At 58.2% G+C, this 13463-nt stretch carries 13 protein-coding genes and 1 pseudogene; 6 read left to right on the plus strand and 8 right to left on the minus strand.

The genetic code is table 11. From position 1 onward, the window contains the following. Positions 1-19: 19 nt before the first annotated feature. Both OW521_RS02480 and OW521_RS02485 read right to left on the minus strand, forming a co-directional pair. Positions 20-1417 carry a type IV secretion system protein gene (locus tag OW521_RS02480; protein ID WP_268022647.1) on the minus strand — a complete coding sequence of 466 codons (1398 nt, stop codon included), beginning with the start codon at positions 1415-1417 and terminating at the stop codon, positions 20-22. 12 nt (positions 1418-1429) lie between these two features. Then, positions 1430-1717, minus strand: a complete 288-nt coding sequence (locus OW521_RS02485; protein WP_078108165.1) for a hypothetical protein — start codon at positions 1715-1717, stop codon at positions 1430-1432. A gap of 286 nt (positions 1718-2003) precedes the next feature. Here OW521_RS02485 and OW521_RS02490 point away from each other — a divergent pair, with 286 nt between their 5' ends. The 6 genes from OW521_RS02490 (at position 2004) to OW521_RS02515 (ending at position 7118) form a co-directional block, all read left to right on the plus strand. Further along, positions 2004-2636, plus strand: a complete 633-nt coding sequence (locus tag OW521_RS02490; protein ID WP_268022649.1) for a hypothetical protein — start codon at positions 2004-2006, stop codon at positions 2634-2636. Positions 2637-2813: 177 nt separating this feature from the next. Then, positions 2814-3722, plus strand: coding sequence for a DUF998 domain-containing protein (locus OW521_RS02495; RefSeq protein ID WP_268022651.1), 909 nt, complete (start codon positions 2814-2816; stop codon positions 3720-3722). Positions 3723-4242: 520 nt separating this feature from the next. Continuing rightward, a complete protein-coding gene (locus tag OW521_RS02500) occupies positions 4243-5658 on the plus strand; it encodes a hypothetical protein (protein WP_268022653.1) in 1416 nt (471 codons plus the stop codon). 391 nt (positions 5659-6049) lie between these two features. Further along, a complete protein-coding gene (locus OW521_RS02505; protein ID WP_268022655.1) occupies positions 6050-6202 on the plus strand; it encodes a hypothetical protein in 153 nt (50 codons plus the stop codon). A gap of 52 nt (positions 6203-6254) precedes the next feature. Further along, entirely contained in the window at positions 6255-6467 is a 213-nt protein-coding gene (locus OW521_RS02510; RefSeq protein WP_268022657.1) for an HNH endonuclease, read from the plus strand. Between the two features lie 252 nt (positions 6468-6719). After that, positions 6720-7118 carry a hypothetical protein gene (locus OW521_RS02515; protein WP_268022659.1) on the plus strand — a complete coding sequence of 133 codons (399 nt, stop codon included), beginning with the start codon at positions 6720-6722 and terminating at the stop codon, positions 7116-7118. A 230-nt stretch (positions 7119-7348) separates the two neighbouring features. Here the strand turns inward: OW521_RS02515 and OW521_RS02520 are convergent, their stop codons facing one another. The 6 genes and pseudogenes from OW521_RS02520 to OW521_RS02545 form a co-directional block, all read right to left on the minus strand. After that, on the minus strand, positions 7349-8236 hold the full coding sequence (locus OW521_RS02520) for a toll/interleukin-1 receptor domain-containing protein (RefSeq protein ID WP_268022661.1): 888 nt from the start codon (positions 8234-8236) through the stop codon (positions 7349-7351). Between the two features lie 68 nt (positions 8237-8304). Then, positions 8305-9336 carry a hypothetical protein gene (locus OW521_RS02525; protein ID WP_268022663.1) on the minus strand — a complete coding sequence of 344 codons (1032 nt, stop codon included), beginning with the start codon at positions 9334-9336 and terminating at the stop codon, positions 8305-8307. A 39-nt stretch (positions 9337-9375) separates the two neighbouring features. Further along, a complete protein-coding gene (locus OW521_RS02530; protein ID WP_268022665.1) occupies positions 9376-10089 on the minus strand; it encodes a hypothetical protein in 714 nt (237 codons plus the stop codon). A gap of 132 nt (positions 10090-10221) precedes the next feature. After that, a pseudogene (locus OW521_RS02535) lies at positions 10222-11019 on the minus strand (ATP-binding protein); the annotation flags it as partial. Between the two features lie 568 nt (positions 11020-11587). Then, positions 11588-12700: a C40 family peptidase gene (locus OW521_RS02540; RefSeq protein WP_268022667.1), complete on the minus strand. Its 1113-nt coding sequence runs from the start codon at positions 12698-12700 to the stop codon at positions 11588-11590. Then, positions 12700-13425, minus strand: a complete 726-nt coding sequence (locus OW521_RS02545) for a hypothetical protein (RefSeq protein WP_268022669.1) — start codon at positions 13423-13425, stop codon at positions 12700-12702. The genes OW521_RS02540 and OW521_RS02545 overlap by 1 nt, the downstream gene beginning before the upstream one ends. Between the last annotated feature and the right edge of the window lie 38 nt (positions 13426-13463).

Below are 13463 nucleotides of genomic sequence, written 5' to 3' on the forward strand. Positions count from 1 at the left end.
CTCGAGGGTTCGCGAATTCTCAGACACGGGAATCACCGTCCTTCGGGGGCTGGACAATCGTTTGTGAGCGGACCGATGGTGGCACCGGCGGTACTATCGCTGGAGAGGTCTCAGGAACGGGCGAGGGACGGGACGCCGAAGGCCTCTGTCGATCGTCGATGATGCCGTGAGTTGATCCGTGGGCCTGCGCCCCAGACGTCGCGGGCGACGCATTCGTGCCACGCGCCCGAGGCGAGGCTGGACTGGGAGCCGATTTGCCGACGTCGAGCATCAAGGTAGGACCGCTTCCGACGGAAGCTCGCGGCGCCGTCGTGCCGGTCGACGTTCCCGGAAGTGGCACTTTGGGCGGCAACGTGGTGGTCGGAAATTGCGGACGACTTGACGGGATCGGGCGAGTTATCGACGAACGGGCAGCCATGCCAGCAAGCGTGAATCGGCCACCCGTTTGTCGGCTGATCTGCCTTGCAGTGAAGCTCGAGCTGCGCGAAAGAATGTGACCGCCGCCGGCAGTTTGGGCAGCCGCCGCCAGTTCCCCGCCGGCGAAACTTACAAGCCGCAAGGCCATCAGCGGAGCGCCACACGCCAGCGTCATTCCGACGACGCCGGCAGCCAGCCCAGCGAACGACTTCGACTCGGCGAAGAGCTTGATAGCGACCGCCAGAACGGTCGCGGCCAGAGGTTTGGCGAGGAGCAGAGCGACGACGATCTCGCACCACCGTCGTGCCCAGGATTTCGTCTTCTCCCACGGCATAAGCATGAGGGCGACCGGGGCGACGGCGGCAAGCACGATGAGCGCGAAGGACCGGAAGATCATCGAGCACATCAGGATGAACGCCAAAATCCAGACCACGACGACGGCCATCGCCGTCACGATCACTGCTCCGGCCGCACCACTACTCGAGCCCGGAGCCAAGGACACAACGTTCCAGTCCCGGCCCGATCCCGCAGGTGCCCGCTCGAAACCGAAGAGCCGCATGAACACCACGTAGGGATCCGTCCCCATCGAGTCGAGGATTGATTGCGACGCGGAGTCGCCGATGTGAGTGAGCTGGCGAGCTAGGAAAACGGCTCCTGCAACCATGGGAATGGCGGCTGCTCCGCCTACCAGCGCCCTCACCAAGCGGCGGGGTTGTTGGCTGATCAGGCCCGATAGAAGCTGAAGGATCATTGCCACGACGAGCGGCGTCATCATGACGACCACCCACCAATTCGTCAGCCCCTGCACGGCGATCCACTGCGAGTCATCAACGTTCGAGACGCTGAATGCCCCGGTGATAAATGACCAAATCCAGGAGGCGATGTTCTGGAGAATAATCGCAAAAAGGGCCGTGACAGCTCCGAGGAAACCATCGTTCGCCTGGGAGACGAGCCCGCACCCGGGCGGCCACCACCCATCCAGGTCACACTGAACCGGCATAACAGATCGGACCTAGAATCCGAGCGGGAATGCCGATTGGGACCAGAGAATGTAGCCGTTGATCCCACCCAGGATCGCAGCCACCGGGCCGGTCCAGAGCAAGATCATGCCACCGCCGGAGGCCAACCTCGACGACTGACTCAGCTTGCCGGCCAGAAGCATCGCCGCTCCGACGATCGCCACGATAGCGATCACAATGAAGGCACCGACGAGGATGCCACCACCGATCTCCTTCAGCGATGCAAGAAAAGGGAAGTTAGGATTCGGGGTAATCCCGGGATCTACCGCTGCTAGCAACATCGAATGCTCCGTCCGTCGACTTCCAGAGGAATGAGCTGCGTGGGCTCACGACTTCATGGAGGCGGACGGGTGGAGCGACATGACAATCTTTTCTGGCAGACGACACCCTCTCGAAGAAAGGCGTCGTTAGTCGAATGCAGCTATCGGACCAGTCAACGCTCCAGGCGGTTTGAGACGGCTGAGATATGACGAAAAGGCAAAGCTTCAAGCAAATGGAGGGAACTCACCGTCACCGAATCAAGCGTCACCGTCGGCTAGCGCGACCACAGTTACGAATGTTTCAATAATGACTACCTGCCGGGATCTCATAGGCACGGCCAATGACGGGCCGCTCTACAGAATGGTCAAGTTTGTCTCGACGATAACTGCCCAAAGCGCCCCGCCGAGTGCAGGTGATGTTGAGACTGCAAATGCGCTTGCCGAGTCGCTCGACCGTATCAACGCCACGGCAGACTCGAGCCTCAAATCTGATCTCGAGAGTTTTTCTGCGCCCGCGGACGATCTCGTTCGCCTCTCGAAGACCGGTGGTCAATACAACATACGTAACGCCAAATGGAAAACCGCTGCGACATCCGCCCTACCCCGATGTGCGACGGAGGCATCCACTCCGACTCCGACGCCAACTCCTGACCTCGCATCCACCATCAGCGCGAAGTTCCTTGGCTACCCCTTGATCGTGGACGTTTCAAGCCTCGACTACAGGGTCGCGAATTGGTATTCGGGGAAGCTGAATAATGGGAAAGTCGTCGCGTTGGTCCCAGGCGTTTACGCCCTCTACAACCCGAATGTGCCCGATCTGAAGAAGTACTACACGGCCGGCTCGGCCGATGGCGATACCACGATGAAAGATACCTATCTGCCTGATCTTGGAGGAGCCGGGTGGTCTGGTGTTCAATCTGGTTCACAGGAGCCAAAATAAGAGTCGTATCCCCCTTGCACTATGGTAGGTCTTTGCCCGTCGACGCGAACCCCCAATTGCGTCGACGGGTCTTGTTTTGCAGGACAAGTAGCTCACGTTCGCTCTGAGTAATCACCGATCCATCCCGCGTAGCCGACTCTCTAGCGTTTCGATAAACCCAGCGCCTTAATCATCGTCATGAGTGCCCAAATCAAGACTGTCCTCATCAAGACGGTAGAGATGCTTGACAGCTGGTCCGAAGGCCGTCGCCCGAGTCCAGTTGATAGTCGCCACATGATCGGTTCATGGGCCGCCAAGAGCCTGATTCAATACTTCGCCATCGAGTACATTGTGCACCTTACGATTGAGCACTATAGCTACTGGAACGATGTCGTAAGCAAGCTGGGTGCTTTGGCGTGCACCGGGACTGGGGACAAATTTACATGTCATGAGGCATCTGTCGTGACTGATTTGTCGTTCATAGGCATGGGCATCGGCGTCCTTGTCGCAGCCTGCCTCATAACGTCGACGGTCCTTCGGGTAGGCGGTAAGTACGACTGGTTCCTCAAAGAGTATGAAGACTCGATGAACGAATCCCGGAAAGGCCTAACTTACGAGCAGCGGCTGATCCGGCACCTTAACGGCGAGCACCGAGGGCGCGAGCTCACGAAAGCTCATAAGCAAGCTACTGTCGTACGCATTCTGTTGGGTATCACCGGCATCGCCCTAATCGGCATAGGCGCAATGCCAGACGACTTCGCTGGTATTGGGCACAATATCGTCACTGGGACGTTCGTTGTCACCTCGCTTCTGAGCATGATTGTTTTGGCCGATCTGTGGCGGCCTGAACGCAGGAAGGTCGCCGCGTTCCTCGACATCATCTCCGGCATAGGAATTTTCGGAGGAGTTCTATTTGGCATCAAGGCGCTTGGCGATGCTTATCAGTGGTCGATCGCCTCAGCCATTCCCATCGGTATTACTGAGCGACTTGTAATCTACGGCTTCATCGTCAACCTTGCCACAATGGGTTTCACGCTCAGCAGCGGCGCCCGTCGACATGCTCGGCGTCGTCTGCCGGCCAAAGCACCGCAAATGAGTCATCCCTGACGAACTTGTAGTGGTGGCTTCCTGGACTCCCGGATCCACCGGTAAAAGCGGCTCGCGGAGTGACGGATTGAATCATCTCTTCCGGTTGTCAGACCTGTGCCACGCACTGCAGTCATGGCAGGCCTCAACGAAGACGACGGTCTCATCCTTCAGCCGATCTCTATCCCCTCTGAGTCGGTTGACTTGGCGCACGCGAGCCGCCCAAAGGAGTCCCTCCCCGTCTGGGTTCGTGTGTCAGTTGACGACGGCTCCGAGAGAACCTAGCCAGGTTTTGCACAGGCCTGGACAAGCGCACATGTCCTGGTTCAGGTGCAGTGGCAGGCGGAGTACTACAAAGCGGCTCGTGAGTTCCGGGTCGAGGCAGAGCGGGTGAAACGACGCGTCATTGAGCCAACACGGTTCTGATAGACAGTTGGACGCTGGGGTCCATGTGATGGCTGGCAGAGGCGATATGTAACCGGCACGGCGTAGCGCAGCGAGTACTGTAAGGCGGTAACGGAGCAAATGAAAGGTGCGTGCGATGGGGGAACGCCTCACACTCGGTTCCTCCATGTCTGGGTTGTTGGTTGATGGCGTGGACGGCACTCCCTGGACGGCGGCGACGCTCTCAGTAACAGACCAGGGCGTTCAGCTCACCGTCCCGTTCGTCTACGGAGATTCGCAGTTTCAAGAAGTCTCCCGATGGCTTGATGCCGAAGACGGTAGGACCAATCTGATCTTCCGGTCGCATGAACTTAATGTCTCGCTGTTCGGTCTTCGAATCTCTAGCCGGCAAGTGCAGTTTGGGGGCGTATCTGAAGGCCAGCTCATTGCTGACGATGCGGTCATGATGCATCGCGACGGAGCGGTCGCTGATATCCTTTCCGTCGAAGAATTGCGATCTGAAATTGATGGACTCCTCGAATGGTCACGGCTTAGCTCCGTGAAGTTCGTCCCAACGAGCCTTGGTGAGAGGCGAGAGCGCCGGAACACCGTCACTGCAACGATCGAACAAGCTGAAGGTATCGAATGGAACCAGTCCGATGCACATATGCAGGTGGCAACCTCCTGGCAAGTCCGACCAAGTCGAGGTTTTCAAGTAGATGAATTCGGTGCGCTGACGACTGTCTTCTCCGACGCAAGACCAATCAAGGATCACCTGCACGAGCAGCGTAAGTTTGTACACCTCCTATCAATCCTGTTTGGTCACGGAATGTCGTTCCGCCGCCACGAGGTTCGCGACAAGCGATTCAACAATCGAATCAACGGGCAAGTGATTAGTGAGCCGTTTGTTGACCTGATCACCAGTTCGACGTTCAGGGAGACGCAGAGCGATAAACCATCACAAAAGGATTTGCTTTACCCGATGGTCTTCATGGGTCATCTCCAACCGTTCCATCTCGCTGCCTGGAGCAAGTCATATGAACAGATCGGCAGGGCTCTCCATCCGATCCTTGAGATCTTCCGATCACCAAATGCCGTTCTGGAGAACCGTGCCATCAACGCGGCGATGAGCCTGGAGGCCCTAGGCAAAGGGTTAGTTTCAAAGGTCGACGGTGAAGAGGCGACGTACCGCAACGGTAGGTACCCCAGCACGGGGACGTACGTTCTCCGGTGTCTCTCATATGCCAACCGGCCGTGCAAGCCTGAAACTCTTGAGAGACAAATTGCTTTTGCAAGAGCGATCGCAAGGAACTACAACTCGATCAAACACCCCGGCGAGATTGAATTCCCAGAGTTCCTGCACACCTTCATGCTTAGCCAACTTGCCGTATCCATTGCGCGCTATAGCATCGTAAGGCTCACCCTTGGTGACGACATCTATACCAATGTCGATCCCGACGCGCCGTTCCAGGAAGCCGAGGGGCTGCTTACCGCAAACGGCTTGACTATGGATTCCGATGGCAAGATATCCATTGTGGTCCCTGACCGCGAAGGAGACAGCGCCGAGGCATAAAAGGTGATCCAGCCCTTGCATGTCGCATCGCGGAAGTCGTCATTGATCGCGTTTCACCCATCGCTGATTTCCACGCTGGCACCGATTGTTTGTCCGGAAGAAGACGTGTAGCCCGCTCATCTCATAGCGTCGGCTGACACCGTTGATGTGCCATTCAAGGCGGCATTTCAGTCTCAATACTTCTCTCATGATTGCCTCCTCACCTCTTACGAGCTCTCGCCCATGAACTTCCGTACACGCCACGGGTGTGCCCGATGTGGTCGTTGTGACACCACTGGCACTTGAACGCGCCGATCCGCCCTCCTGTCTTCGCGGTCGCACGGGTAACTACATTCGCCAAAGAAGCCGTCCATCTGTTCGATGAACAGTTCGGTCAAGCGGAGATGGAGTCATGACCCACGAAACCACCTGGCGCATCGCCGCCGCGGCCGCCATCTCACTGGCACTGCTCAGCTCTGCCGCCCTGGCGATCACCCTGGTCGTCGCCTTCGAACGGTCGATGAGGCGATCCATCGGGCGACGACGGACTACGCGGCCACGGTGAGCGCCGACGCACCATGAGCAGCACGACAGCTGCTTACCGTAGGCGATGGATCATGATGATCAAGAACGGCATCGAAGTCCGTTGCGGGATCTGCGGCAAACCGATACTCCACAAGAAGAGTGATCCAAGTGGTCGCCTCTCCGTTGACCACATCGTCCCGGAGTCATGGTGTGGCAGCGATGACGCTAAGAACCTGCAACCATCGCACGTCAGGTGCAACGCAGTGAAGGGGAACAACACCGACAGGGTTATCGAGAGGGCGTGAGCTGTGTGGCAGCGCGCTCGGTTGATCCTTGAACATACAGGCTTTGACCCCACGCACCGGGATATGGTTGGACAAGTCTGATCGGCCCAAATGGGGGGAACACAATTGAAGAAGCTTGGTCTCATCGTTTCGTTGACATGTGTCGTTGCACTGACAGGTTGCGGGACCACGCAGACCCAGTCAGCGACCACTCCGACAGCGACACCCTCGACCGCATCGCCGTCACCGACACCTACTCCGACCCCGACCCCGATGACCAATCAGGCAGCCGGGAAGTACTACCTCGACACCATCTGTCCCGCGAACAAGCTCAGCGTTCCTCTCGACGCGGCGTTCCAGGCCAATCCTGTTGACCTTCAGACAGGCAAGGCGGCTGCGGCAGCGAACCGCGACGGACTCGCAAAATCGGCGAAAGAGCTTGCCAATCCGGCGCATCCGTGGCCGCCACTCGTCAAAGAGGACGTCGATGCGTTCGTCAACGACCTCTACACGGATATCTCAGAGGCCGACAATATAGCCGGCCAAGCGAACGTGAATGGTCTCGTCGCTGCCGCAAAGGCGTGGAAGGATTCGGGTGGTGCAGCGAAGGCCCAGGCGGTGCGAGTCAAGCTCGGACTTCCCTCTGACGCCAGAGCATCCTGCGGCATGTGATCAGGCCAGCACCTTTCCACTTATCCACATCTTGAAAATTTGAGGCCAATATCGCACACTAAACGCCAGGAGGCCAACTATCAATTTATGCGGCAAGGGGTTCAAATAGTCAACGCGAATGTTTATAATCAAGAGATAGATGAACAAAGCATTCGACATTGCAAGATATATGAAGAAAAGTACGCAATCAAGTGGAACTTCAATACATGCATCCGATCATGCGACCCTGATTAGGGTTCGTGAACTTGTTCTCCCTCACCTGAAGTAACTTTATAGACGATATCTCTGTATTCAGAGTTTGGAATCGTCAAAACAGTGGAAGCCATCTCTTTCGCTTTTCCGGGAAGTTCCACGCTAGAAGTTACGACTAGCTGACCGTCGGCGGCTGTCACAGTAGCCGAGGGATCATACATATTCACATAGGTCTGGACTACAGAGGACGGGTCACTGTTGTAGGCCTCCATGAGCGCCAACCAGGCTGCACCAACAGTCGCCACTTTACCCAAGGTTGACCCAACCCTACGCCCGAGAGTCGGTTGAGCCGAGCCCCGCTTCTGGATGTCCCGAACGATGTCGAGAACCTCTGCGACTACTTCGTCGACATCGCGCTTCGGCTGTGTGGGCGCAGGCTTCGCCTCATGGACTTCTTGGATCTTGGCGTCAAGCCTCTCCCACCAAACGTCGAATGTCTCCGCTACATCGCTATGCGTCTTTGGCTCGAGCAGGCTGTCGTTGATAGTGTTCGCCAACTCGAGCAGACCTTCTTTGTTCAGAAGGCAGAGGTGAAACTCGCGGAGTGGCCCGCTGTAGTCCGTCTTTTCAGCGAAGTCGATCAAGATGGGCGCCACTTTGGTCTCAACACCGTCTACCGCCTTGGAGATCGCGCCAGCTTCGAAGTTGATCCATGGTGCGTTCTGGTTGTCAGGTGTTATGCAGATGATCCCAATTTTGGTCTCTGCAAGCTCGTTTGTGATGCGATCAGACCATCGTGTGCCGACCTTGATATCGCTCTCGCTCACGAAGGCAGTGCTAGTCTGCGAAGTCTTTTCAATCCACCACTTCAGCACCTTGGCGATCTCTTTGCTCTTAGGACCTGACCAACTGATAAAGATCTTCAAGGCCCACCCCTGCTCGCTCCGATACTCAGGCAAGGGTACCAATGAAGCGCCACAGGACCCCGTTCATATCAGTCAGACAACGACACACCAGGGTGCTTGAATCGCCAGCTGCCGGGCGTCCTGCCTCCAGGGACAGCATCATCGTGAGCGCCCATGTTGCTTTCGCTGTCTCGCATCAGGGCCACGTTTATCTTCATGGGCTTGATTGAATGAAGAACCTCCAGTGCGACTTCGAGTTCGATCTCGTCTGATGCATGAAATAGAAGCATGTCCTGCGGCGTCAGCCCTCTTGCTGTTAGCCCAAGCGGTACTGCGCGTGGCCCGCTGATGATGACACCGTCACTTGGTCTCTGGAAGGAGACCGTCTGAAGTCCCGATGGAGCGGTCGCTGTTTCCATGGGAGGTACGACGTCCAGTTCAAACGTCTCACCCATAACCGTTATCCGTCCGCTCATTCCATGTGCCGGCAGCGTGACAATGTCACTACCGTTGTGTTCGATGTAGATCTTCAGCTGTCCGGTACATGTCAAAGATTCACCCCGGCCTGGGTAGGCGTTTATTGGAGGCACCGCTGGATGGGCCGCAGCGTAAAGGTCCGCTTCCAACACGACGATCTGCGGCAGACGAACAGCCGGTATCAACATGCGAAGTACCTCGTCCCGTCGTGCTGTCCTAGTACTGGTGCCTTCGCGGATCGGTATCTCAAGGGTGGGGTTCCCAAGGCCTGTCTTCACGACATACGGTGCTCGATCAGAGGCAAAGGCGACCGCTACGACATGCTCTCCCTTGTCACCTACTGGCACAGACAAGTGCCGAACCATCTCAGGAGGTGTCTGGTCGAATTTAGGGGTAATTTGTCCCCACCAGTCGCTGACCTCAGTACCAACAACTTCGAAGATCTCAGCAGTCTTCTCATCGATTCCGATTATGTAGATAACCGGATCTCCACCGGCCCGATTGAGGCTGGCAGCCAATTGGCGTGCCTTGCTCTCCTGAGGCCAGTCACGCTTGCACTCGATAAAGTCGTGCTCGACTTGCTGACCGGCACGAATTTGATCAACAGCTGTGATTACTTTGGTTTCCAGGTCGATCGCGCGCATGAACCAACGCTACCCGCCGTTAGCGCAAGAAGCGGGTTTCTAACTCAGTTCAGCACGGAAGAACTCACGGCCTGAGGCATAGCGCCATATGACGTGATCTAAGCGTCTCGCTTCAGTCGGGTACAGCTCGGCTACCTTCTTGATCAGTTCGGCAGTCTGCGTGGGCGTTACGGCCGTCGTGAGGCCCGCGTGTTCCTCAACGAAGCGGATCACCATGCGGTCAGGCTTTACTGACTGGAAGCCAGCCAAAATCAGGAAGTAGTTGAAGGTCACGCCAGAGGACTGACTCGGAAGCTTAAGCCAGGCCTTCTTCACGGGTGTGAGGTGATCGTCCACTGCGTGCAGCTCATGGAGCGCGGCAACCGTCGTGATGCCGAGATCATCAAGCACCTTCGTAGCCCGGTAGATGACTTCTGTCTTCGGTAGCGCACCAGGCTTCGTGTGAGCCGGCTTGTGGTTGTCTACCAGCTTCGCCCACCCAGCACTGCCGCCGACCTCTTCGAATGTCGCCAGGAGTTCCTTAGTGCCGTCGGTGTAAGGATCAGCGCCCTGATCTTTCCGGTACTTGCAGTACTCCGCCACGACGTTGATGACGCTCTGGTAGTGAGATCCGGTCGAGAAGATGGAATCGATGATGCAGAGGGCCAAGCTGTCCGGGTACCCGCCCGCTGCGATCCACATCGTCTGGTCACCGAAGATCTCTCGGCAAACCTCAGTCAGTTTGTTCACTTCTACGGTAAAGTCAGTCGTCATGGTTGGACTGTAACAAGATCCAGCGACAACCTGTCGAGATGCCACCGAAAGTTCGCATTTGGAGGCCGGTCACAACCCGGACTTCAGCCGCCGAGCGCTCCTAGGAGATAGCGTGGTGTGTCCCTATAGGCTTGAATCGTCCAGGAACAAGAGGCCACGGTGTGCCCGTGATGCCGCCCCGGGCCGCGGCAGGCCGGATCCACCGCCGATGATTGCTGCGGCGGTCGCGCTGTGATGGGAATTCTCAAAGGGCGGGCGACGCAAGAGCCGTACCGAGTCATCGTGAACAGCCGACAGCGAATGGATTGCCGTGACCTCCATGGCTTGCCGGTCCCCCAAATCCGGCAAGAGCCCCGGGAGCCGCTCGGCAAGCATCGTCTTGCCCGCACCGGGCGGACCGCAAAGCAGCACATGATGTGCCCCGGCTGCCGCGACCTCCAAAGCACGGCGGGCATCGCCCTGCCCCGAGACATCACAAAGATCCGGAACCACCGCGGCACCGACGTCCTGATCCCCCGTAACGTCACCGTCGGCCGGGTCATAATCCAGGGCCAGGTCCTGCGGAGCGGCCCCGAAATCAAACGCAAGACGAGCCAGGGTCTTGTAACCACGAACCACCGCCCCGGGAACCAACTCTGCCTCGGCGACGTTGGCCTGAGCCACAACAATCTCGGAGTGGCCTGCCTGAACAGCCGCCATGACCGCCGGCAAGATGCCGCGAACCGGCCTCAACCTGCCATCCAGCCCCAACTCGGAGATGAAGACCGTGCCTTCGGTAGAACGGATATCACCAGCAGCGCGCAACACTGCCATGGTGATCGCGAGGTCGAACCCCGAGCCGCGCTTCGGCAGCGAGGCCGGAATCAGGTTTGCAGTGATCTTTCGGCGACTCAGCGAGATGCCGGAATTCTGCACCACGAGACTAATGCGTTACTTGGTTTCGTCTGCGGAAGCCTGGGCACCTCTGGCTTCGGGCCAGAAGGCGGCCTTCCTACTCGACACCTGCCGACTCTAAGGCCGCCTTGACGCAATCGTCCACGCCGAGGAAGTGACGGTTGCTGTCCCCCGGCGCGCTAAGGCTCACCTGACTATCGTCGAAGGACGCCCGAACAACCCGCTGCTTTTGTCTAGCATATGCGCCGCATGACTGACGGCCACGACGTCAAGAGACCAACGCCAGGGCCGCCCCTGCGGAAATCCTTCTCCGGACCGATCAGGAACGAAAGAACAATCAGGAGCACGGCAGACACAGACAATCTTCAATACCTGGATGGCCGTCGTCGGCGCGCCTTGGCAATGGGTGAATCGTCGTTACGCTCGTCATTGAAGCCCTCAAAACGTTGGAGGAGCCGATCTGACCCATCTATTGAAAGGCTTAGACGGCCATCCCTCTGCAGGCGTCATTGACGCATAATCCCACCGCTGCGTTGGTATCGCCAATTGAGGTTCAAGGGGATCCGGTGTCGGCCGGCGTATCTTCGAGAGGCTCGGCTTGAAATTATCCCAACAAATCAAAGTAAGCCGTCCCCGCGTTCCAGTCGACAGGATGCCTCAACGTCCCAACAGCTGGGTTGAGTGCGCTGTACATCATGCCATCAGCGGCATAGATGCCGACGTGTCCCCAGTTGTTGGGCCCCTGCGGGTTCTGCACCACCAAGTCCCCTGGCTGGGGATTGTCAGTTTGGTGGCCCACGGTCCACTGATCTACTCGTGGGAGGTTGATCCCCGCCTGCCTATAGATCCATTGAACATAGCCCGAGCAGTCCCACGCTTTGAACGCCGTTCCACCCCACACGTAAGCCCCGCCGAGCCCTTCTTGAGCAAAGTGCAGAATGTCCTTCCGGATCTGACTCAAATTTTGCGGTATCCCCGGCGGCGCCGAACCGTTCGGAGGGCTATAGCAAGAAGCTGGTGCAGTGCCACCTGCGAGTGCGTCAACGATGGCCGTTGCCTCCGGTTCCCACCACGCGTACAGCTCAGGAAAGGCCGATACTTGAACAGCTTGGGCAGCCTTGCCTTTATCCATGGATTGCCAGGTAGGGACATCAAGCAGCCCGGGCGGGCTGCCGTGATTGGGACCGCTCGGGCCGCCGTAGAAGGCCCGGGCGTTGTAGTTAGGGTCCATCAGTTGATCGATGGACCCCCAGCCGACGGCTGGACGTTGCTGGGCGGTGCCAAGCGAGTCGTGGTCGCTGCCGACGCCGTCGTGCGGAATCAGGAGCGAAGCGGGAACGTTTGTGTTCGCCAGGACTCTTAATCCGGATTCCTGGAGGGCCACCATGATCGCGATGATTTGGCCGTCCCTCGAGATGCCCATTTGCTTTCCGACTGCAATATAGATCCGGGCGACTGACACCTGTCCCGAAGTTAGGGTGGTCGGCGCCTTGCTGTGTGGCTGAATCTCCAGACCACCGTCAGCTGGCGGCCGGCCGTTGCCCATCGCGCCGAACGAGCAAGCACCAGGAGTGGTCGCCGAGTTGGCGGCAAACACTGCCACTCCAGCGCAAAACGCGAAGGCACAGATCAGGATCAGTGCCATAATCGCAGCCGTCGACGCCCGCAGAATAGCTCGGCGCTTCGCCAATCCGGTCAGAACCGCGGTTGCAGGCATCAGTAGACGATCCTGCTCGGGGTCGCGTAGAAGCCAACGACTGCGCAATGATCGATCGGGGCTGTAGTGGCCGGTGGACAATTCACCATGACGCTCACGGGAGCGGCATAGGCGTTGCGGTCCGAGTTCGATTGATCCACAACGCGCAGAGTGGCTGTGCAGACGTGGAGGCCAACCCAGGGCGCCGGGTGGTCGCGCACCTTGGCCAGCTCGCCGTCGCACACAAGGGACTGGACCGTCGCCGAACGGCGTGCCTGTTCCCCCGCCAAGGTCGCAAAGGTTCCGGCGTTAACACCGGTCGCTTCGAACTCCTGCACAAACACCGTTAGTGGGTTGGACCCGTCCGGCAGAACGTCCCACCAGTCCCGGAGCCGGGAGTAGACCTCAGAGTACGACGCCGTTCGCGTATCCCAGGTATATATCGCCGTCGCTGCCGCGCCAGCGAGTCTGCGGAAGTCCGATGTGCGTGGTTCGCCGATCGCCTGTGGAGTTACCATCGCGGAAGCTGAGGTCGGCGATGCGGCTGGCGAGAAGGTCGACGACGTCGCGGCGCCGGTGGTTGCAGGGCCCGCCGTCGAAGGTGAAGCCGGCTCCGTTCGGGTCCCGCCTGCGGGAAGCGCAAGAATGAAAATCGCCGCCACCACGCTCAGAATTGCCAGGACGCCGATCCACCAGGACCGCCGTCTCCCTGAGCCAAGCGGTGTACGCCTCTGCAACAGCCCCATGTCTGCCTCCTTGTCCCCTTCATTGCAAGCAGTGCGGG

The organism is Arthrobacter sp. MMS18-M83 (assembly GCF_026683955.1).
Classification (GTDB): Bacteria; Actinomycetota; Actinomycetes; order Actinomycetales; family Micrococcaceae; genus Arthrobacter.

What these genes read in the sequence shown, in the direction of transcription:
- OW521_RS02480 (WP_268022647.1), bottom strand. Translation starts at nt 1,417, where the DNA reads ATGCCGGTTCAGTGTGACCTGGATGGGTGGTGGCCGCCCGGGTGCGGG.
- OW521_RS02485 (WP_078108165.1), bottom strand. Translation starts at nt 1,717, where the DNA reads ATGTTGCTAGCAGCGGTAGATCCCGGGATTACCCCGAATCCTAACTTC.
- OW521_RS02490 (WP_268022649.1), top strand. Translation starts at nt 2,004, where the DNA reads ATGACTACCTGCCGGGATCTCATAGGCACGGCCAATGACGGGCCGCTC.
- OW521_RS02495 (WP_268022651.1), top strand. Translation starts at nt 2,814, where the DNA reads ATGAGTGCCCAAATCAAGACTGTCCTCATCAAGACGGTAGAGATGCTT.
- OW521_RS02500 (WP_268022653.1), top strand. Translation starts at nt 4,243, where the DNA reads ATGGGGGAACGCCTCACACTCGGTTCCTCCATGTCTGGGTTGTTGGTT.
- OW521_RS02505 (WP_268022655.1), top strand. Translation starts at nt 6,050, where the DNA reads ATGACCCACGAAACCACCTGGCGCATCGCCGCCGCGGCCGCCATCTCA.
- OW521_RS02510 (WP_268022657.1), top strand. Translation starts at nt 6,255, where the DNA reads ATGATGATCAAGAACGGCATCGAAGTCCGTTGCGGGATCTGCGGCAAA.
- OW521_RS02515 (WP_268022659.1), top strand. Translation starts at nt 6,720, where the DNA reads ATGACCAATCAGGCAGCCGGGAAGTACTACCTCGACACCATCTGTCCC.
- OW521_RS02525 (WP_268022663.1), bottom strand. Translation starts at nt 9,336, where the DNA reads ATGCGCGCGATCGACCTGGAAACCAAAGTAATCACAGCTGTTGATCAA.
- OW521_RS02530 (WP_268022665.1), bottom strand. Translation starts at nt 10,089, where the DNA reads ATGACGACTGACTTTACCGTAGAAGTGAACAAACTGACTGAGGTTTGC.
- OW521_RS02540 (WP_268022667.1), bottom strand. Translation starts at nt 12,700, where the DNA reads ATGCCTGCAACCGCGGTTCTGACCGGATTGGCGAAGCGCCGAGCTATT.
- OW521_RS02545 (WP_268022669.1), bottom strand. Translation starts at nt 13,425, where the DNA reads ATGGGGCTGTTGCAGAGGCGTACACCGCTTGGCTCAGGGAGACGGCGG.